This is a genomic window from Candidatus Rickettsia mendelii (assembly GCF_057543435.1).
Genome location: NZ_BTGX01000011.1, coordinates 154,814 through 176,790, shown reverse-complemented (window position 1 = coordinate 176,790; position 21,977 = coordinate 154,814). Strand labels below are relative to the sequence as shown.

The window sequence follows — 21,977 nt, the reverse complement described above, 5'->3', positions numbered from 1 at the left end:
AAGTTAAGAGGTAAGTAAGAATATCTATATAGAATTTTAGATAAGAATGGAGATGCTATCAATTTTATTTACTTCTGCTTGTACTACTCTAATAAGTAATACTAATGCGGCTAAGAGTTTCTTAAATCAAGCTTTGAAAGCTATCTATTGAATATTCATATCGCAAAACAATTAACATCGAGAAAAACCTAACCTACATTAGAACTATCGATTAACTAAAATTAGAAAAGAAATATATGAAAAACTGAAAGCATATGCACATTAAATTTAAATAACATTATTTAAAATCTGATGAATATGAAAGCTCAAGGTATTTACGCTGAAATATTATTACTGACAACTCATTAGCTTGTTAAAGAATATCTTCTAAACTCTATATTCCCTATTTGTAATTCAGACTTTTTTACTTCATCAAAAAATAACTATTGTATTACTGGCTTTTCTGTTATCTTTTATCATTATACCAGATAAAATTCTAATTTTAACCATGCTATATGAAAAATTTGATTCTAATATCAATAATTTAATAGGTAATTTTGGTTTATCTAAAATAGCAGTAGCAGTGTCGGGTGGCAGTGATTCGGTAGCGCTACTTTACCTTACTAATATTTGGGCAAAAAAAAATAATATAGAATTATTTGTTATATCGGTTGATCATAATCTAAGAGAACAATCTAAGCAAGAGATCAAATATATACAAAATATAAGTACTGACCTAAATCGTAAGCATTATAGTTTATCTTTTAACCATCAAAATAATTTTTCTAATTTTCAAGCAAGAGCAAGAGAAGGACGATATAATTTAATGACAAATTTATGTCAAAAACTTGATATATTAGTGCTTTTAACTGCTCATCATGAAGATGATTATGTAGAGAATTTTTGCTTAAGATTAGAACGTAATAGTGGAATGTTTGGACTTAGTAGTAGTAATATAAATTGGCATAATAATATACTAATAATTAGACCTCTCTTTAATATTTCTAAAAGTGAGTTAGTAGAATATTTAGTTAGCTATAATATAAAATGGTTTGAAGATGAATCAAATTTATTAATTAAGTATAGACGAAATTTCATCAGGCAAAAATTAATTAAAGGAAAAGATTATGTTAAAGCTGATATAATGATACAAAAACTGAAAGCTAATGAACTAATAGAACATAAATTTAAACCGGAGTTAATATCGTCAATAGCTGAAGCAGTAAAGATTTTTAAATATGGTTTTGCCTTTCTTGACTTAGTCAAATTTGATAAATTTTCAAATGAGGTAAAAGTGCAACTAATTAATTTTTTACTAATAATAATTAGTGGACAGTGTCGAGTAGCTCGTTTTTATTCAGTATCTCCTATTTTGAAATTAATCACACAAGGTATAAACTTTAAAAATACACTTCATGGCTGTATAATTAAGCGTATACACAATAAATTACTTATATACAGAGAATTTGGCAGAAAATTACCTGAAAGTAAGATATTGCTTGATAAGTCAGTTACTTGGGACAATAGATTTTGTATCACAAAAAATGAAGAAGCAGCAAGTTATATTATAACTCATTTATCGCTAGAAGATTATAAAACGATAAAGGAACAATTAAATCTAGAATGGCTAAAAAATCTATCCTGCAAAAACCACTATGCAATTTTATTTACCTTACCTATTGTTAAAACACTTGAAAAAGTTATAGCAATACCACATATATCGTATTATGATAACAAAATGAGGAGTTTTGGTGTTGATTTTGTTCCAAATTTTGTATCTCGGTTTACCCATTTTTGTTAGGTTTTATATCGATGAATAATCAAGGTAGAAGTATTTTAGTTTGGGCAGCACTTTTTATTTTTATAGTGCTGCTTTTTAATATTTTCCAATCTGATGGTTTACTTGGTGGAAGAAATAGTATAACTTTCTCTGATTTTTTAACACGAGTTGATGAAAAAAACGTTAACTCAGTAAAAATTCAAGGTAGAATGATTGAAGGGATTTCACATGATGGTTCTACTTTTAGTACTTATGCACCTGATTATCCTGACTTAGTAAATCGTCTTACTAGCAATGACGTTAATATTGAAGTTGTGCCGCTTGAAACAAGAATGAATACTTTTTTAAGCTTTTTGATTTCTTGGTTTCCTATGTTTTTATTGATAGGTGTTTGGATTTTTTTTATGCGTCAAATGCATGGTGGTGGAAAAGCCATGGGATTCGGGAAATCTAAAGCTAGATTATTGTCAGATAAAGGCCCAAAAATTACCTTTAAAGATGTGGCAGGTATTGATGAAGCAAAAGAAGAATTAACAGAAATAGTAGATTTTTTAAGAGATCCTAGTAAATTCCAAAAACTTGGCGGTAAAATACCGAAAGGCTGTTTGCTTATTGGCCCACCAGGGACAGGTAAAACGCTTCTTGCAAAAGCAATTGCAGGTGAAGCTAATGTACCATTCTTTAGTATATCTGGTTCTGACTTTGTAGAAATGTTTGTAGGTGTTGGGGCAAGCCGTGTACGTGATATGTTCGATCAAGGTAAGCGTAATGCACCGTGTATTATTTTTATTGATGAAATTGATGCAGTAGGACGTCATAGAGGTATAGGTATGGGTGGTGGCAATGATGAACGTGAGCAAACACTTAACCAAATGTTAGTTGAAATGGATGGTTTTGAAGCGAATGAAGGAGTTGTTATTATTGCAGCAACCAATCGTCCTGATGTTCTCGACCGTGCTCTATTACGTCCAGGTAGATTTGATCGTCAAATTGCTGTTGCAAATCCTGATATAAATGGTCGTGAACAAATTTTAAAAGTACATCTAAAGAAAATTAAATATAATAGTAGCATACTTCCACGAATTATTGCGCGTGGTACTCCCGGATTTTCTGGTGCCGAACTTGCTAATTTAATTAATGAAGCTGCTCTTATTGCTGCAAGGCTCAATAAAAAAGAAGTAGATATGCACGATTTAGAAGAAGCAAAAGATAAAGTGCTTATGGGGGTGGCACGTCGCTCTATTGCTATGTCAGAGAAAGAAAAAAGGTTAACTGCCTATCATGAAGGGGGACATGCATTAGTTGGACTTTATTGTCCTGCTGCTGTGCCTATTCACAAAGCTACAATTATACCACGTGGTAATGCTCTCGGCATGGTACAAAGGCTGCCTGAAACTGATGAATATTCTCAAAATCGTGAACAGTTAGAATCATCTATAGCAGTTTATATGGCAGGAAGAGTAGCAGAAGAGATTATTTTTGGTAGAAATAAAGTTACTTCGGGAGCTTCTTCTGATATAAAAGGAGCAACCAATATTGCAAGAGCTATGGTTACCAAAGCAGGTTTAAGCGATTTAATAGGTCCAATATTTCATGGGTCAAGTAGTGATGATATGTATGGTAGACAAGCTAATAATGAAACATCAGAAGCTACTGCAGAGTTAATTGATGCTGAGGTTAAAAGAATTATTACAGAAGGATATGAATTTGCAAAAGGTATTTTAACAAAACATATAGACCAGCTTCATATGTTGGCTAATGCTTTAATTGAGTATGAGACGTTATCTGGTCAGCAAATTAAAAATTTACTTAGTGGTAGACCTTTGGATTCAGAAGAAGAAAATAATTTTCCTTTTAATAATTCATCATCTACTTTAAAAAAGGATAATCAAAAATTACCTGAGAAAGCAAAAACAAGTAAGGCTAAAAAAGAGAGTACTTAAAATGGCAAAGTTAAGACTAGCGCCAAATTCGATTGTAAAGAAAGGGAAAGAGCACAAAGGAAGTGCTGGAATGTTAAAACCTCGAAAAATAATGATTTATAGATATAATCCTGACCTTGATAAGAATCCTACTATTGATAGCTTTGAGATAGATTTAAGTAAAACTGGACCAATGGTTTTAGATGCTTTAATTAAAATTAAAAATGAAATTGATTCTACTCTAACGTTTAGACGTTCTTGTCGAGAGGGAATTTGTGGTAGCTGTGCAATGAACATTGACGGTACAAATACTTTGGCTTGTATCAAACCGATAGAAGATATAGCAAGCGATATTAAGATCTACCCACTTCCTCATATGAAAGTAGTGAAAGATTTAGTACCTGATATGTCACATTTTTATGCACAGTATGCATCTATAGAACCGTGGCTTAAAACTGATAGTCCGATTCCTTCAAGTTCTGAGAGATTGCAATCAATTAAAGATCGAGCAGAGCTTGATGGTTTATATGAGTGTATATTATGTGCTTGTTGTTCTACTTCTTGTCCTAGCTATTGGTGGAATGGAAATAAATATTTAGGTCCTGCAATTTTACTTCAAGCATATAGATGGATTGCAGATTCAAGAGATGATTATACCGGTGAACGTCTTGAAACTTTAGAGGATCCATTTAAGCTTTACCGTTGTCATACAATTATGAACTGCACTAAAACATGTCCTAAAGGCTTAAGTCCAGCTAAAGCTATAGGCCAAATAAAAAGCTTAATAGCAGAACGTCATGGCGTGTGCTAGTTTTTATATCTGAAATTTAAATTATTTTAGGAATGTTCATAATATAAAATGAAAAACTTAGTTGTTATTTATCAATAGGAGTTTTATGATGAGGCTTTAATGGAATTGATATCAGGCTAGTTATCTCTGAAATTATTGAAGATACCTATGCTAGAAAGGTTCATAGAACTTTTTAGGGAGTTTACATTTAGATGTATTGGGTACTAAATTTGGTTGATAGATATAGTATTGAAATGATTGACTTTGAATATGATGATGATCAAACAAAGTTATATTAATTTAGGAAGGGTAGTAAGCAATTTATAGAGTTCTATAAAAATATTTTTGTTACAGCAGAATAATGTATAAAACCTTGTGCATTACAACATATTCTAAAATTACATTTTAAATGTAAGTGGTTTCTTAAATAATAAGATAAAAATAATTCCTTATGCTAAGGAAGTGCTTTTGAATGCATATATAAATATATTGCATTTGGGAAATAACGAATTAATTCATTATTTGTAGCACTTTAAATAATGTTCCCATTTGTTTTGTTGATATTAATCGTTCTACCTGTTTTTCTATTATTTGTGTTTGTGTATCATTAAGTTTATTCTGCAACATTTTACTACGTAATAAAATACCGTTTTCTATTAAAAAATCACGTTGCGATACTGTGTCCATTATATTTACTTTACTATTTTTAGCTACTGTTTTTAATGTATAAAAATCTACATGTGCTGATAAATCTGCTGTTCCTAAATTTTCAAGAATCGAGCAATATTTATGATTTTTTACTGCTTGTAAAGTTGAATTATACTGATGTCTAGTTCTATTATTAGGAGATATATCATAACCATAATCTATTATAAGACAACTACCGCTTAGTTTTTTTATGTGCTTAGCTATAAATTTTATAATTTCTATTGATTTATAGGATTCTTCAAATATTGCTCCATCTTTTGCTTCAAGATGAGTTTGTAAAAAATATTCATTTAATTGTTTACTAACGTTTATCATATCATGTTTAATTCTGCCATCTACCGGTTGTATTACAAAGACCTTCTCATACCATGATTCCTTGACTTTAATGTATTGTTTTATAGGCATAGCATCAAAGAATTCATTAGCTATTATTATGGTAGGTTTCTTTGGTATATCTTCTATAAATGATTGATAATTAATTGGTAAATTAATATTTTGTAGATTAGATTTTTGATGAGCAATGAAATTTTTATTAATTTCAATTAGCTCAATTGATAAAGCTTTGTAAAATTCTGGTACTAATTTTACAGTGCGTAGTAAGTCTCGCATTAATAAACCTCGACCTGGACCAAGCTCAACTAAACTAAGACTTTTGGGAGAGCCAAGTCTTTGCCATTCTTTTATACACCATAAACCTATAATTTCACCAAATAGCTGTGAAACTTCAGGAGCTGTAATGAAGTCACCTTCATCAGCTAAAGACTTTGTTTGTCTATAATAAGAAGTAGGATTTAAAGATAATACTTCTTGCATAAGACGATCACAGGTAATATAACTGTTTTGATCAATTAATTGTCTTATTTTGAAGTTGATTGGCATTGTAATTTTATTATTAAATAAATTCCTAACAAAAGGAATGGTATAGATAAAATTTGCCCCATAGTTAAATTATCTAAAATAAAGCCGACTTGTATATCTGGTTCTCTAAGGGTCTCAATAATTATTCGGAAAAGAGAATAGAACATTAAAAATAGCCCAGAATTTAGACCTTGATTTTTAAGGGTTTTACGTTTAAATACTGCACATGCTAGAATACAAAATAGCACTACACCTTCAAAAAAAGCTTCATATAATTGACTAGGATGGCGAAGGTTTAAATCACTATTTGGGAAAATTATACCGAAAGAAGTATTTGTAATACGTCCATATAATTCACCGTTAATAAAATTAGCAATTCTGCCTAAAAACAAACCAATCGGTACTACTGGTGCTATGATGTCAGTAAGATTTAAAAAACCAATTTTATGTTTTCTACAGAATAGATAAGCAGCAATCATCACTCCTAAGGCACCGCCATGGAAAGACATACCACCCTCATAAGTTTTTAAAATTTCTATAGGGCTTGAAAAATATCTATAAGGGTTATATAGTAAAACATAACCAACCCTACCTCCTACTACTATACCAATAATAGCGTAAGTAATAAAATCTTCTAAGTTTTTCTTAGTAATTTGTGTTTTAAATTTTTCTATAATTTTTTTTGCATAAAACCAGCCAAGTAAAATTCCTACTACATAGGAAAGAGAATACCAAGACAAGGCAAGCGGACCTATAGAAAAAATAATTGGATTAATATTAGGAAATGTCATAGTATATATAAGTTATTTGATTCTCCTTAATTAAAATTTATTGATAAAAATAAAATTTTCGGTAAAAATAGAAAGGTTATATTGAGATTATAATAATAATGATAGGCAAAATATGCAATATGTAATAGATTTATATAACGCTTCAAGTAGTGAGATAGTAATGTTGCTTGTTATGTTAGCATCTATTATACCAGTAATATTTTTAATTAAAAAGTTAATTTTTCCCCCTATAAAGAATTATTTAATTAGACATCACCATGAAGATTATGAAAGAATTCTAAAAAAATATCCAGTATTTAATTATTTATTACATACGTTATTAGCTATTTATTTTATATTCTGGGGGAATATTTTTCATCATACCTCTTTCAGGTCACATGTATTACTTAGTATTAAAGATACTATAGTAATCTTATATATTAGTATATCTTTAACCATGTTAATATTAACACTGGTAGATGCTATTGCTGAACTTTATCATCATAAAGTCAAGGCTTTTACAAAAAATGTTCCACTGAGCTTATATTTTCAGATACTAAAAATTATTGTTGTGGTTATTTCAGCTATGGTAACTATTTCTTATGTATTAAATATTTCGCTAAGTACATTTTTAACAAGTTTAGGTGCAGCGGCAGCTCTTTTAACATTTGTTTTCAAAGATACTGTTTTAGGATTAGTTGCAAGCTTGCAACTAACGAGCCAAGGTATTATTAATATTGGTGATTGGGTGCGTATCAGTGAAATTGAAGGAATAGTAGAAAAAATTACTATTTCTGTAGTAACAATTAGAAATTTTGATCAATCTATTTCAACAATTCCTACTTATAGCATCTTAAATTCTAACGTAATTAATTACCGAGGAATTAGTGAATCTGGTGCTCGAAGAGTGAAAAGAGTACTTAATATTAATATGGGAAGTATTAGTTTCTGTGATATTACTATTTTAAAAGATCTAAAGAAGTCTCCTTATTTATCAAAAGATGTAATTAATAAAATAACTCTTGATAAGGAAAAAAAAGATTTAACTAATATTAAAGTATTTAAATTATATATTCAAGAATATCTAAAAAATAATCCAGCTGTTTATACTGAAGGATTTACCTTCTTAGTGAGGCAGCTGGAACCTACAGTTAACGGTTTACCTATAGAAATATATATTTTCGTTAAGGAAGTGAATTTAGTAGGATATGAGAATGTTCAGGCTGATATTTTTGAGCATTTAATTTCCATAATTCCTGAATTTAAATTAGAAATATTTCAAAATGTTGGAATTGTATAATTTGATATAGCTCTTGATTATTTTATTTAAATACTCTAAAACTTTAAGCTTTAAAATATGAAAATTTAAGTTTTACTAATGAATCATAACATAGTTAATCTAATAACTGCTATTGTACTATCCTTAAGTATAATTTTCGGTTGGCAGTATTTTATTGTAAAACCTGAACAAAAAAAACAACAAAAGCAAATAGCTATACAAAAAGCAGAAAGTTTAAAGAAACGACAATTAAAACATATAGTAGAAACTACGCCTAATACCCAAGAAGGGAAACAGGCGAAGCGTATTAAAATAGAATCTGAATTGCTTACTGGTTCTATTTCATTGCAAGGACTTAGATTTGATGATCTAATTTTAAAAAAATATAAGCAAGATTTATCTAAAAATAGTCCTGAGGTGGTATTATTTTCGCCTGCTAATACAGAAAACGCTTATTTTGTTGAAATTGGGTGGGTAAGTAATTTCGCTAATGTAAAATTACCTAATAATGAAACATTATGGGATAGTGATAGTGAAATATTAAGTCCTGAAAAAGCTGTTAATTTATTTTGGTTTAATGAAGATGGAGTAAAGTTTTTAGTTACTATTACTGTTGATGGGAACTATTTATTTACTATAGAGCAGACTATCATTAATTATAGTGATAAAGAACTTCCAGTACAATCTTATGGTTTAATAAATCGTAAATATTCTGCTGTAGAAAAGGCTGTAAATATACTACATCAAGGACCTATTGGTTGTATAAATGAAAATCTTAAAGAATATTCATATGATGATATTAAAGATAAAAAAAGTGAAAAATTTGCGGCAAGTAAGATTGATTGGATTGGAATTACGGATAAATATTGGTTATCTTCTTTAATTCCCGATAAATCAAGGAATTATAGCTCAAATTTTAATTATGCTGTTAAACAAGGAATTGAAAGGTATCAAGTAGATTTTATTTCACCAGTACAAATAATAAAACCTGGAGAAAGTTTTTCAATAAAAGAAAGGCTTTTTGCTGGCGCAAAAAAAGTAGATTTACTTGATAAGTATGAAAAGCAATATAATATTAAATTATTTGATAGGGCTATTGATTTTGGCTGGTTTTATATAATTACTAAACCAGTTTTCTATGCTATGAATTTTTTCTATAGATATGTTGGTAATTTCGGTGTAAGTATATTAATCGTTACAGTTATCATTAAATTATTAATGTTTACTTTAGCTAATAAATCTTATCGTTCAATGAAAAGAATGAAAAATTTACAACCAGAAATCGATAGGATAAAAGATTTATACGCTGATGATAAAGTACGTTTAAATCAAGAAATTATAGCTTTATATAAAAAAGAAAAAGTAAATCCGGTAGCAGGTTGTTTCCCTATATTTATTCAAATACCAGTATTTTTCTCTATATATAAAGTATTGTATGTAACTATTGAGATGCGGCAAGCACCATTTTACGGTTGGATTAAAGATTTATCTGCACCCGACCCTACTACTATTTTTAATTTGTTTGGTTTATTACCGTTCTTGCCACCATCATTTTTAATGATTGGAGCATGGCCTATTTTAATGGCCATTACTATGTTCTTACAACAAAGAATGAGTCCTGAACCTGCTGACCCAGTGCAAGCTCAAGTAATGAAATTTATGCCTTTAATTTTCTTAATAATGTTTAGTACCTTTCCAGTAGGGCTTTTGATATATTGGTCTTGGAATAATATTCTATCTATAATCCAACAATATTATATTAATAAACTAGATAAGTAATTATACAAATTATAAAATATTGTAATATAATTAATGAGAGTTGATAAAAATTTACCTAATTATCTGACTATTGCTCGAATAGCTGTAATTCCAGTTATTATAATGACATTTTACATAAATAATTCATTTGTACGTAAACTCGGAGCATTATTGTTTATTCTAGCTAGTATTACAGATTTTTTTGACGGTTATATTGCAAGGAAGTATAATTTAGTTACAAGTTTTGGTAAAATGTTTGATCCTATAGCTGATAAGATCCTTGTAGGTTGCGTTATTATAATGTTACTGAAAAAGGATAATATAGGCGAGATACCATGTTTATTAATATTAGCAAGAGAATTTTTAGTTAGTGGACTTCGAGAATTCTTAGCATTAGTAAAAGTTAGTGTTCCTGTATCAACACTAGCAAAAACTAAAACATTTTTACAAATGTTTGCTTTGTCAATATTGATATTAGGTTCAAAAGGATCAGGTATTGCTTGTTTAGATTTAATCGGAGAGATAATTTTATGGCTTGCTGCTTTTTTAACAATCATAACTGGTTATTCTTATTTTAAAGCGTGTAAGAAATATTTTTAAATGCGAGGATTTATGATATATGTAAAGTGTATAATTTTAGTATTCATTATGGTATCTAGTTTAAACCTTTATGCTGCAAATAAAGATGCGCTTTCCGATAAAAGAATTATAAAAGTAGAAGTAAGTAAAGAACATTTAAAAACACTAAATGAAGCTTCAACACTTTTAATCGCTTGTGTAGATTTTAGATTGATAGATGAAACCGATAAGCTGATGAGAAAATTAGGCTTAGAAGATGCTTTTGATAAAGTATCGCTGCCTGGTGCATCGCTTGCACTTGTTAACAAAAAATACACTTATTGGGGTAAAACAATAGAAGACACCATAGAGATTTTACAAGAATTACATAATATTAAACAAATTATATTCCTTGATCATCGTGGGTGTGGAGCTTATAAGAGGCTTATGGGTCAAGGATATTTAGAGATACGAGAAAAAGAAACAGCTGCACATACAAAAACTTTAAATGAAGCACGTAAAATAATAAAAGCAAAATTCCCGCAATTAAAAGTTTATACTTTCTTAATGGGTCTTGATGGTGTAGTAGAACAAATTTATGAAGAGTAGAATTCCTCTGTATTCGAGTGTAGCTATTGTTGTATAACTTCAGAAAACAGGAATCTAAGTTTTTGTACTTTTATTCTACTAAATTACAATTTTATACTATATTAAGTTATATTGTCCTAGATTCCAGATTTCACAGGGATATATAGAATACCTTTTCCCGAGCAATATTTGTGCATTATTGGTTTACGGTATGACATAGTTTAGTACGCTTTCAATTTACATAATAAAAATCAATTGCAATGACAATTTAGAAAACTATACGCTAAAATTAAGGAAAGGTAATAATTTATTTTTTATCTGTATTTTTACTATCACTAGGAACATTGTCTTCTTGATTATTTTCAGATGTTAATTTAGAAAGTGATAATTTTTGTTTGTATTTTTGTTGTGCTGCTAAAAAGTTTTGAGCTTCTTTAGAAAGGCTATTGTATAACTCACGTTTCTTTTTGTTAATATCTACTATTTCTACTCTATATTTTTGTATTTCTTCACGTACTTCTGGCTTAATAGTGCCTGCATAAGCAGAAAAGTCATCTATAATTTTTTGTGCCGTACTATCGGTAGTTTTTTCTACAACTTTTTTTAAATTATCAGAGTTAGCCTTATCTGCAAAGATACTTGTGCTAGATAAAAAAGTTATTACGAATACGATATTTATAATTATTTTTCTTGTCATATAAACCTTAATCTCAATTAACAATTTGCTCTTATAAAGTAGAGCATGTTTAAATCTAATAGTCAATCAAAAGATTTTTTTTAAATTTTGCTTAAATCTGATATACCATGATATAATGTATATGAAAAATTTTTTTTCTGAAAAAGCTAGTGCTCTACATATGGAATTGAAGCTAAGACTATAAGTAATGTGCTCTCTACAATATTTGATGTTTTGAAGTTTATTATTATGATGTTAAATCTAATTTAGTCTCTCTAAAAAAGAAGTTTAATAATCTCAAAATTATTGGTGATATTAGTCAAGAAGCAATTGAAAATAAGTACTGGGTAGCGACTTTACCAAAATCAATTATAAACAATTGAAATAAAGAGATCTTTATATTTGCAAAATTATATCTGGATCAATATCCTAAGGATAGAACACTTTAATTGAATCTTCTAGCGCTTTTGGTGTAGGTAGTCATAAGACTACATAGGTTGTACAGTAGAATGTCTTATAAATATTGAAGTCTATAGGAACTAGTAATGAATGATAATCTTGCTTTTATAGCTGAAAAACTGTTTAATAAAGTAGAAGTGTGTGCGATAGTTGATACAGCAATAGAAATTGCTAAAAAAGTGCTGAAATTAATTATTAGTAATATTCTAGCTTTGCTATTTTAGTTATAGAGCTTATAAATAAAAATGGTTATTTAATAATTATCTGATTTCCTTGATTATCATAATGGGAAGTATTTAAAAGCTTTTATTAGAAAGTAGGAGTGAAAGTTGAAAAATTTTGATAAAAATTCTTAATTACATAGTACTGAAATTTACAGCAATTGATCATTAGATTTGACTTTTTTAGCACAGATTAGTATAATCCCATCTTTAAAATAAAAAAATAATAAAGAAAAGTTTAATTTATGAGTATTACAAAAAGCGATAATTATATCTCAGAGCTAAGAAAGGTAATTTGGCCTATCGAAAGATATGAAAATAAAAAATTTTTGCCTATGGCATTTATGATGTTCTGTATCTTATTAAATTATTCAACACTACGTTCAATTAAAGATGGGTTTGTAGTAACGGATATAGGAGCTGAAGCTATAAGTTTTTTAAAAACATATATAGTATTACCTTCTGCGGTAATCGCTATGGTAATTTACGTTAAGCTTTGTGATGTTTTAAAACAAGAAAATGTATTTTACGTCATTACTTCGTTTTTCTTAGTTTATTTTACAGTATTTACATTTATCCTATACCCTTATCCTGATTTAGTGCATCCTGATCCTGGAAGCATAGAATCATTAAGTTTAGCATATCCTAATTTTAAATGGTTTATAAGGATAGTTGGAAAATGGAGTTTAGCATCTTTTTATACTATGGCAGAACTTTGGGGAACATTAATGCTAAGTTTATTATTTTGGCAGTTTGCTAATCAAATTACAAAAACTGATGAAGCTAAGCGTTTTTATTCAATGTTTGGTTTACTTGCTAATTTAGCTTTGCCTGTAACATCTGTAATTATTGGATATTTCTTAAATGAGAAAACCCAAATAGTTGCTGAGCATTTAAAATTTATTCCGTTATTTATTATTATGATAACAAGTAGCTTTTTAATAATATTGATATATAGATGGATGAATAAAAATGTTCTAACTGATCCGAAACTTTATAATCCAGCCCTAGTAAAAGAGAAAAAAGCTAAAGCTAAAATGTCATTAGTAGAAAGTTTTAAGATGATTGTTACTTCTAAATACATAGGGTATATAGCGTTACTGCTTATTGCTTATGGTATTTCTGTAAATTTAGTTGAAGGAGTTTGGAAATCAAAAGTAAAGCAGTTATATCCAACAAAAGAAGCATATACCATGTATATGGGACAGTTTCAAGCTTATCAAGGTTGGGTTGCTATTACCTTTATGATTATAGGGAGTAATATTTTAAGAAAAGTATCATGGATAACTGCAGCAATGATAACTCCTTTAATGATGTTAATTACCGGCACAGCATTTTTCACTTTTATATTTTTTGATAGTGTAATTGCTATGCATTTAACAGGAGTCCTTGCTTCAGGTCCTATAGCACTTGCTGTTATGATTGGTATGATTCAAAATGTCTTAAGTAAAGGAGTTAAATATTCCTTATTTGATGCTACTAAAAATATGGCTTATATCCCGCTTGATAAAGAGTTGCGAGTAAAAGGTCAAGCTGCTGTTGAAGTGATTGGTGGAAGATTTGGTAAGTCAGGAGGAGCAATTATTCAGTCTACATTTTTTATTTTATTTCCTGCATTTGGTTTTGTAGAAGCAACTCCATATTTTGCTTTTATATTCTTTATAATAGTAATATTGTGGATATGTGCTGCTAAAGGGTTAAATAAAAAATATCAAGTTTTAGTAAATAAAGATGAGAAATAGAGTGGCTTATTAAAGTTTTAATATATAAAGAAAGTAAGCTTCTTAGAAACTTCCTTTATAGTTGGAGAGTTTATAATATGATAAATACAAAATCTACAATTAAAATTCCAAGATCGCCATATGTAAAAAAATATAACAGTTGGCGAGTAAGGATTTTGTATTCCATTATTATAGGTTATGCAACTTTTTATTTTTGTCGTCAAAATTTTAATATAGCAATACCAGCTATAAGGGAATATTTTAGTGTTACTAAAACCCAAATTGGGTGGATATTAACCGCCTCATCTATAGTGTATGGAATTAGTAAATTTTGTAATGGTTTCATTAGTGATAAGGTTAATGCTCGGATATTTATGGTATTAGGGCTTTTATTTGTTGGTATCATTACTATTATAATAGGCTTCTCTGATTCTTTATTGTTTATAGGGGTTTTATGGATAGCTAGTAACTGGTTTCAATCAATGGGCTGGCCTCCGGCAACAAAAATGCTCACTCATTGGTTTGCTTCAAGTGAGCTTGGCACTAAATGGGCAATGGGGGCAACTTCTAATCAAATAGGTGGTGCTTTTGCTATGATCACTTGCGGTTATTTGATTGATAAATTTGATTGGAGAGTTGCATTTTTTATACCTGGGATAGCTGCTTGTTTTATGTCATTTTTTTTATATGATAGACTTCGTAATTCTCCAAAAGAATTAGGTTTATCTACTGTTGAAGAATATAAAGAATATTCTACTCCATTAATAGAGGATTATGAAAAGTTATTAACCATACAGTTATTTAAAAAAGTATTTTACAATAAGTTAATATGGTATGTTTGTTTGGCAAATATGTTTGTTTATATAATCCGTTCCGGAGTAGTGTATTGGGCTCCAACATTTTTAAAAGATTTGCGTAATATAAGTCTTTCGAACGCCGGTTTACAGATTGGTTTATATGAGATGATAGGGATTCCAGGTGCATTAATAGCAGGCTTCTTATCAGATAAAATGTTTCAAGGACGTCGTGGTCCTATTGGGGCAATATGTATGATATTGCTTAGTTTGTTATTAATTTTATTTTGGAAAATTCCTATTCAAAGTGAATTATTAAGTATTATAATGCTTTCTTTAATAGGCTTTTTTGTTTCAGGGCCACAATTACTTGTAGGTATTGCTGCTGCTGATTTTAGTTCACGCCAAGCTGTAGGTACAGCTAATGGATTATCAGGGTTATTTGGTTATTTGGGAGCAGCTATTGCTGGTGTAGGTGTAGGATGGATAAGTGATAATTATGGTTGGGATGGAGTATTTATATTTTTTAGTGTGTCTGCTATCTTAGGAAGTAGCTTATTTATTTTGACATGGAATTGTTCAGCAAAGAAATAAAATTTTAATAATTAATAATAGGTTAAATAATGATTGTACAATATACATTTTCAATGATTAAGCCTGATGCTATCAAAAGAAATAAAATAGGACAAGTTAATACTTATTTAGAAAATGCTGGTTTAAAGATAGTAGCACAGAAGATGAAAATTTTAACTAGATATGAAGCAGAAAATTTCTATGATGAACATAGAACAAGACCATTTTTCAATAGTTTAATTAAATATATTACTTCCGGTCCAGTAGTACTTCAGGTTCTTAAAGGAGTAGACGCTATAGCATTAAATCGTAAAGTTATGGGAGCAACTAATCCGGCTGAAGCTGAAGTAGGCACTATTAGAAGGGATTTAGGTGAATCAATTGAAGCTAATAGTATCCATGGTTCTGATAATCAAGATAGTGTGAAAAGGGAAATAAATTTTTTCTTTAACAAACATGAAATTATAGAATAATTAATGTTAAAATATGATGTAATAGTTGTAGGAGGAGGGCATGCAGGTGCAGAAGCTGCGGCTGCTTCTGCGCGTCTTGGTGTTACTACTCTTTTAATTACATTAAAACCAGAAAATTTAGGGGAAATGTCATGTAATCCAGCAATTGGTGGGATTGCAAAAGGTACACTAGTGAAAGAAATTGATGCACTTGATGGATTAATGGGGTATATAATTGATAAAGCTGGTATACATTATAAAATACTGAATGAGACTAGAGGCCCGGCAGTTTGGGGACCTCGTGCGCAAGCTGATCGTAAGCTTTACCAGAAAGCAATGTATCAAGTGCTAACAAATTATCCAGGTTTAGATATATTATATGGGAAAGTAGAGGATATTGAAATTAGATCTTCTAAAGTTCAAGCAGTTGTTTTAAGTGATGGAAGTAAAATTCCTTGTCAAAAAATTATATTAACTACAGGGACATTTTTATCAGGTCTTATTCATATTGGACAAAAAAAAATTCCTGCCGGTAGATTAGATGAAGAACCTTCTTATGGATTGTCCAATACATTAAAAAGATTAGGATTTAAGATTGCTCGCTTGAAAACAGGTACACCACCGAGAATTGATGGACGTACAATTGATTATAGTAAAACAGATTTACAGCCTGGGGATAAAATTCCTCGTCCTTTTTCAGAATTAACAAATATTGTTGATGTTCCTCAAATAAATTGTTACATAACAAAAACTACTTCAAAAACTCATGAGATTATTCGAGAAAATCTTGATAGATCTGCAATATATTCAGGGCAAATAAAAGGAATAGGCCCACGATATTGTCCTTCTATAGAGGATAAAATAGTTAAATTTAGTACAAAGTTAGAACATCGAATTTTTTTAGAGCCTGAGGGATTAGATGATTATACAATTTATCCAAATGGTATTTCTACCTCTCTACCTGAAGATATACAGCATAAATTAATAGCAACAATTCCTGGATTGGAAAAGGCAATAATTTTGCGTCCTGGTTATGCTATAGAATATGATTATGTTGATCCACGTGAAATAAGTTTAACATTAGAAACAAAAAAAATATCAGGGTTATATTTAGCAGGCCAAGTTAATGGTACTACAGGTTATGAGGAAGCAGCAGGGCAAGGTATAGTTGCAGGTATTAATGCTGCTTTGTCAATAAAGAATCAATTACCATTGATATTAACAAGAGCCGATAGTTATATTGGAGTAATGATAGATGATTTAACAATATTTGGTATTACAGAACCTTATCGTATGTTTACATCACGCTCAGAGTATAGGTTATCTATAAGGGCAGATAATGCTGATTTACGTTTAACGAAATTAGGTATAAATATTGGAGTTGTATCACAAAAACGTAAAGAAATCTTTGAAGAGAAATCTTATAATATAGAAAAAACAAGGAAATTATTAAAAACATTGTCTTTGACTACTAGTAAGCTTGTTAAGATAGGAGTACAAGTTGCACAAGATGGTAAATATAAAACAATTTTAGATTTATTTAAAATACCTAGTTTTACTATTGAACAAGTTATTAAAATTTTTCCTGAACTTCAAGAAGTAGATAATAATATTTTACAATTGCTATATATTGAAGCTAAATATGTATCATATCTAGCTAAACAGCAAGCTGATATTAATTTATTCCGCAATGAGGAAATGCAGTTAATACCGAGAAATATTGACTATTTTAAAATACCAAGTATCTCATTAGAGATACAGGAGAAACTTTCTTACCATAAACCTATTGCTATTGGTGCAGCACGTCGCATCCCAGGGATTACACCTGCAGCAATTACTTCTATTATAATTTATTTAAAAACTAAGTATAGTGATAAAAGTTCCACATGAAATAATCGAAAAGCTAAAAACTTTCCAAAGATTAGTGAAAAAATGGAATAAAGCAATTAATCTTGTATCAGATAATAGTATACAAAATTTTTGGCAACGTCATATATTAGACTCATTACAATTAATGCAATATATTGATGATAAAGAGATACATTTAATTGATATAGGAAGTGGATCTGGCTTTCCTGGTATAGTATTATCTATAGCTGGATTAGCAAAAGTAAGTTTAATAGAATCTGATTCACGTAAGTGTATTTTTTTAGAAAAAGTAGCAAAAATATCAAATAATAATATACAAATAATAAATCAAAGAATAGAAACAGTAGAAATGAATTGTAATATATTAACTTGTAGAGCTTTTTCTAATTTAAATACAATATTTAATTGTATAAAAAATATTTCAGTACAAGAAAAATTTTTGTTATTAAAAGGAAAAAATTATTTAACTGAAATATTAGAAGCTAAAGAACATTGGTTATTTGATTATTTAATACATCAAAGCATGACTTTTAGAGAAGGTAAGATTCTAGAAGTTAGTAATTTAACAAAAATTATATGACCATAAAAGTAATTTCTATTGTTAATCAAAAAGGAGGGGTAGCTAAAACTACAACTACTGTAAATTTAGCTACTGCTTTTGCTGCTGTGAATAAAAAAGTTTTAGTAATAGATCTTGATCCTCAGGGTAATAGTAGTACTGGTTTTGGAGTTAACCAACAACAACGTAAAAATACTATATACCAAGCATTAATGAATTTTATAAAATTACAAGATGCTATAATTTCTACAAATATTCCAAATTTAGAAATAGTTACTGCAAATACTAATTTATCTGGTGCAGAACTAGAGTTAATAGATTTAAAAGAAAGAGAATATATATTATTGCAGTTGTTAATAGATGTCAGGAAACTATATAATTATATTATTATCGATTGTCCTCCTTCTTTAAATTTATTAACGATAAATGCTTTAGTTGCAAGTGATGAGGTATTAATCCCAATGCAATGTGATTTTTATTCTTTAGAAGGATTAAGTCGCTTACTAAAAACAATTGAAATTGTAAAAAAAAAATTAAACCCTAAGATAAAGATTGCAGGTATATTATTCACAATGTATGATAAACGTAATCGTTTAACTGAGCAAGTAGAAGATGATGTTAGAAAATGTTTAGGAGAATTAGTATTTAAAACCGTTATTCCAAGGAATATTAAGTTATCTGAAGCTCCTTCATATGGAAAGCCAGCTATTATATATGATTATAGATGTTCAGGAGCAGTCGCATATATAGAACTTACAAAAGAAATTTTAGAAAGATATGGTGAAAAATAAAAGATTAGGACGAGGATTATCTTCATTGCTTGGAGAAGAAATTATTCCTATAGAATCAGAAATAATACAAATTATAAATATTGATAAAATAAAACCAAATGAGAATCAGCCTAGAAAAAATTTTGAATATGATAAAATAAAAGAATTAGCTGATTCTATATTGAATAATGGTTTATTACAGCCTATAATTGTTGATCATAATTTTCAAATTATTGCTGGGGAACGACGTTGGCGCGCATGTAAATTAGCAAAAGTTACTGATATACCAGTAATTATAAAAAATTTAAATACGAGAGAAAGTATGGAAATAGCATTAATTGAAAACATACAAAGAGCAGATTTAACAGTTATAGAAGAAGCTCGTGGATTTAAATATTTAGTGGATAATTTTAATTATACAGTAGAACAGCTAGCAGAAAAACTTAGTAAAAGTCGTAGTCATATAGCTAATTTATTAAGATTAAATAATTTACCGCAATCAATTCAAGATAAACTAAGTGAAGGAGTACTTAGTATGGGCCATGCTAGATGTTTAATAAATCATGAACATGCAGAAATAATGGCAGATCATATAATAGAGCATAGTTTGAATGTTCGTCAAACGGAAGAGTTAGTAAGGCAATGGTCTAAGAATAAATATATAAAATCTCCTGATAATAATAAAATCAGACAACATTTTTTAAAAAAAGAAAATATAGATAATGATTTACAGTTATTAGTAAAAGCATTATCAGAAAAATTTAATATAAAAATAACAATAGAAAATTATTTATTAGGTGGAAAGTTAATATTTCATTATAAAGATTTAGAAGAATTAGACACAATTTTAATTAAATTAAATTAAAATTAGTAATAAAGTTTTAGATATTAAAAAATTATAATACTTAAATATGGAATAATAGTTTATGTCATATCAATATGTGTATGAAATAGTTGGTTTAAGCAAAATTATAAATGGTAAACAAATTTTAAAGGAAACAAATTTATCGTTTCTACCAAGAGCCAAAATTGGTATAATAGGTCCAAATGGAGCTGGTAAGTCTACTTTATTAAAAATAATGGCAGGTATTGATAAAGAATTTGAAGGTAAAGCAGCAGCAAAAGTTGGTATAAAAGTAGGTTATTTACCTCAAGAACCATATCTTGACCATAATAAAAATGTTTTTAATAATATTATAGAAGGTCTCCATGAGAAGAAAAGACTTATTGATGAATTTAATAATATAAGTAATCAGTTTAGTAGTGGGATTACTGATGAGGAAATGCAAAAACTTTTTAGTAAACAAGCAGAATTGCAAGAGAAAATAGATAGTTGTGATGGATGGAATTTAGAACGTGAAATAGAAATTGCAATGCTTGCACTACGTTGTCCACCAAAAGAAGCAAATGTTACAAAAATTTCTGGTGGCGAAAAAAGAAGAGTAGCTTTGTGTAAGTTACTTTTAGAGAAACCTGATATGTTATTACTTGATGAACCTACAAATCATTTAGATGCAGAATCAGTTTCATGGCTTGAGAATTATTTAAAACATTATGAAGGTACAGTAATAGTTATTACACATGATCGTTATTTTTTAGATAATATTACGGAGTGGATATTAGAAATAGATCGTGGCAATTGTATACCGTGGGAATCAAATTATAGTTCTTGGCTTGAACAGAAACAGAAAAAATTGGCCTTAGAAAATAAAGAAGATGATGATAGAAAAAAACAATTGAGCCGTGAACTTGAATGGATCCGTCAAACGCCAAAAGCTAGACAATCAAAAAATAAAGCTCGTATTACAGCATATCAAGAATTATTAAATAAAAAACAAGAACAAAAAAATGATCTTACCCAAATAATCATACCTAATGGGCCACGTTTAGGTGATCTTGTTATTGAAGCAGAGCATATAGCTAAAAAATTTAATAATAAAATATTATTATCAGATTTTAGTTTTAAAGTTCCACGTGGAGCTATTGTAGGGATTATTGGGTCTAATGGAGCAGGTAAATCTACTTTATTTAATATTATTACAGGTAAAATAAAACCGGATAGTGGTTCTATTAAAATTGGTCAAACAGTAAAGTTAGGATATGTTGATCAATCACGTGATCATTTAGATAATAACAAAACTATATGGGAAGAAATTTCAGAAGGGCTAGATGAATTACAACTTGGTAATAGAATAGTTAAAAGTAGAGCTTATTGTGCAGCTTTTAGTTTTAGAGGTGGTGACCAACAAAAAAAAGTTGGGCAGCTTTCAGGTGGAGAACGTAACAGGGTCCATTTAGCAAAATTATTAAAAGAAGGAGCAAATGTTATATTATTAGATGAACCGTCTAATGATTTAGATATTGATACGTTAAGAGCCCTTGAAAATGCTATTTTAGATTTTGCAGGTTGTATATTAGTTATTAGCCATGATAGATGGTTTTTAGATAGAATAGCTACTCATATTATAGCATATGATAAAGAAGGTAATGCTACATGGTTTGAAGGAAATTATCAAGATTATCATGAATATATGTTGAGCATCAACGGAGAAAATATTTTAAATCCAAAATATAAACATAAAAAACTAATATAAATATGTCTTTGATGCAAATATTATTAATTTTGTTTATAGGAATAGTAGTAACAAAATCAAGTGATGTTTTTATAATTCTTAAAGAAGTTAAAAAAATAAAAACTTATTTAGTCAATATTAAATCTTCTATTATAAAAAGTAGTGATTTAGTAGATACACCATTAGAAACAGAGCAGATGAATTTTTATTTAAAAAAAATTATTAATATAGAAGGTTATTATCATGGGGATTATGATTTAATAACAATAAAAAAAAAATATTATAAATTAATTAACAATGAATCGGTAACTGATATTTAA

General features: G+C 28.9%; 20 protein-coding genes. 17 read left to right on the top strand and 3 right to left on the bottom strand.

Annotation, left to right across the window (positions count from 1 at the left end; translation table 11 throughout):
* The first annotated feature begins 487 nt into the window (after positions 1 to 487).
* From tilS to AC27F4_RS02290, 3 genes are read left to right on the top strand one after another with little or no spacing between them, the layout of a single operon-like run.
* Positions 488 to 1,780, top strand: coding sequence for a tRNA lysidine(34) synthetase TilS (gene tilS / locus AC27F4_RS02300; protein WP_487061680.1), 1,293 nt, complete (start codon positions 488 to 490; stop codon positions 1,778 to 1,780).
* An 11-nt stretch (positions 1,781 to 1,791) separates the two neighbouring features.
* Complete coding sequence (gene ftsH / locus AC27F4_RS02295) at positions 1,792 to 3,702, top strand: ATP-dependent zinc metalloprotease FtsH (protein ID WP_487061678.1); 1,911 nt, start codon at positions 1,792 to 1,794, stop codon at positions 3,700 to 3,702.
* A 1-nt stretch (position 3,703) separates the two neighbouring features.
* The gene (locus AC27F4_RS02290; protein ID WP_487061676.1) at positions 3,704 to 4,492 is read left to right on the top strand and encodes a succinate dehydrogenase iron-sulfur subunit; all 789 of its coding nucleotides are present in this window, start codon (positions 3,704 to 3,706) and stop codon (positions 4,490 to 4,492) included.
* 489 nt (positions 4,493 to 4,981) lie between these two features.
* Here the strand turns inward: AC27F4_RS02290 and AC27F4_RS02285 are convergent, their stop codons facing one another.
* Complete coding sequence (locus tag AC27F4_RS02285) at positions 4,982 to 6,058, bottom strand: class I SAM-dependent methyltransferase (RefSeq protein ID WP_487061674.1); 1,077 nt, start codon at positions 6,056 to 6,058, stop codon at positions 4,982 to 4,984.
* Positions 6,037 to 6,828 carry a prolipoprotein diacylglyceryl transferase gene (gene lgt, locus AC27F4_RS02280; RefSeq protein WP_487061672.1) on the bottom strand — a complete coding sequence of 264 codons (792 nt, stop codon included), beginning with the start codon at positions 6,826 to 6,828 and terminating at the stop codon, positions 6,037 to 6,039. Before lgt ends, AC27F4_RS02285 begins: the two co-directional genes overlap by 22 nt.
* 112 nt (positions 6,829 to 6,940) lie before the next feature.
* On the opposite strand from lgt, the gene AC27F4_RS02275 reads away from it, so the two are divergent.
* From AC27F4_RS02275 to AC27F4_RS02260, 4 genes are all read left to right on the top strand, one after another.
* A complete protein-coding gene (locus tag AC27F4_RS02275) occupies positions 6,941 to 8,107 on the top strand; it encodes a mechanosensitive ion channel family protein (RefSeq protein ID WP_487061670.1) in 1,167 nt (388 codons plus the stop codon).
* Positions 8,108 to 8,185: 78 nt separating this feature from the next.
* Positions 8,186 to 9,865 carry a membrane protein insertase YidC gene (gene yidC / locus AC27F4_RS02270; protein ID WP_487061668.1) on the top strand — a complete coding sequence of 560 codons (1,680 nt, stop codon included), beginning with the start codon at positions 8,186 to 8,188 and terminating at the stop codon, positions 9,863 to 9,865.
* 33 nt (positions 9,866 to 9,898) lie between these two features.
* Complete coding sequence (gene pgsA, locus AC27F4_RS02265; protein WP_487061666.1) at positions 9,899 to 10,444, top strand: CDP-diacylglycerol--glycerol-3-phosphate 3-phosphatidyltransferase; 546 nt, start codon at positions 9,899 to 9,901, stop codon at positions 10,442 to 10,444.
* A 12-nt stretch (positions 10,445 to 10,456) separates the two neighbouring features.
* A complete protein-coding gene (locus AC27F4_RS02260) occupies positions 10,457 to 11,011 on the top strand; it encodes a carbonic anhydrase (RefSeq protein WP_487061664.1) in 555 nt (184 codons plus the stop codon).
* Between the two features lie 286 nt (positions 11,012 to 11,297).
* On the opposite strand, the gene AC27F4_RS02255 is transcribed toward AC27F4_RS02260, so the two are convergent.
* Positions 11,298 to 11,675, bottom strand: a complete 378-nt coding sequence (locus AC27F4_RS02255; RefSeq protein ID WP_487061698.1) for a hypothetical protein — start codon at positions 11,673 to 11,675, stop codon at positions 11,298 to 11,300.
* Positions 11,676 to 12,211: 536 nt separating this feature from the next.
* Here AC27F4_RS02255 and AC27F4_RS02250 point away from each other — a divergent pair.
* From AC27F4_RS02250 to AC27F4_RS02205, 10 genes are all read left to right on the top strand, one after another.
* Positions 12,212 to 12,349: a hypothetical protein gene (locus tag AC27F4_RS02250; protein ID WP_487061662.1), complete on the top strand. Its 138-nt coding sequence runs from the start codon at positions 12,212 to 12,214 to the stop codon at positions 12,347 to 12,349.
* Positions 12,350 to 12,591: 242 nt separating this feature from the next.
* Positions 12,592 to 14,088: an ATP/ADP exchange transporter Tlc1 gene (tlc1, locus tag AC27F4_RS02245; protein WP_487061660.1), complete on the top strand. Its 1,497-nt coding sequence runs from the start codon at positions 12,592 to 12,594 to the stop codon at positions 14,086 to 14,088.
* A 77-nt stretch (positions 14,089 to 14,165) separates the two neighbouring features.
* Complete coding sequence (locus AC27F4_RS02240; protein WP_487061658.1) at positions 14,166 to 15,455, top strand: MFS transporter; 1,290 nt, start codon at positions 14,166 to 14,168, stop codon at positions 15,453 to 15,455.
* A 29-nt stretch (positions 15,456 to 15,484) separates the two neighbouring features.
* Complete coding sequence (ndk, locus tag AC27F4_RS02235; protein WP_487061656.1) at positions 15,485 to 15,907, top strand: nucleoside-diphosphate kinase; 423 nt, start codon at positions 15,485 to 15,487, stop codon at positions 15,905 to 15,907.
* A 3-nt stretch (positions 15,908 to 15,910) separates the two neighbouring features.
* Complete coding sequence (gene mnmG / locus AC27F4_RS02230; protein WP_487061654.1) at positions 15,911 to 17,776, top strand: tRNA uridine-5-carboxymethylaminomethyl(34) synthesis enzyme MnmG; 1,866 nt, start codon at positions 15,911 to 15,913, stop codon at positions 17,774 to 17,776.
* A complete protein-coding gene (rsmG, locus tag AC27F4_RS02225; protein ID WP_487061652.1) occupies positions 17,757 to 18,335 on the top strand; it encodes a 16S rRNA (guanine(527)-N(7))-methyltransferase RsmG in 579 nt (192 codons plus the stop codon). The genes mnmG and rsmG overlap by 20 nt, the downstream gene beginning before the upstream one ends.
* A 2-nt stretch (positions 18,336 to 18,337) precedes the next feature.
* Positions 18,338 to 19,105 (top strand): ParA family protein, encoded by a 768-nt coding sequence (locus AC27F4_RS02220; protein ID WP_487061696.1) that lies wholly within the window; start codon positions 18,338 to 18,340, stop codon positions 19,103 to 19,105.
* On the top strand, positions 19,092 to 19,949 hold the full coding sequence (locus AC27F4_RS02215) for a ParB/RepB/Spo0J family partition protein (protein WP_487061650.1): 858 nt from the start codon (positions 19,092 to 19,094) through the stop codon (positions 19,947 to 19,949). The genes AC27F4_RS02220 and AC27F4_RS02215 overlap by 14 nt, the downstream gene beginning before the upstream one ends.
* 61 nt (positions 19,950 to 20,010) lie before the next feature.
* Positions 20,011 to 21,678 (top strand): energy-dependent translational throttle protein EttA, encoded by a 1,668-nt coding sequence (gene ettA / locus AC27F4_RS02210; RefSeq protein WP_487061648.1) that lies wholly within the window; start codon positions 20,011 to 20,013, stop codon positions 21,676 to 21,678.
* A gap of 2 nt (positions 21,679 to 21,680) precedes the next feature.
* Positions 21,681 to 21,977 carry a DUF2672 domain-containing protein gene (locus AC27F4_RS02205; protein ID WP_487061646.1) on the top strand — a complete coding sequence of 99 codons (297 nt, stop codon included), beginning with the start codon at positions 21,681 to 21,683 and terminating at the stop codon, positions 21,975 to 21,977.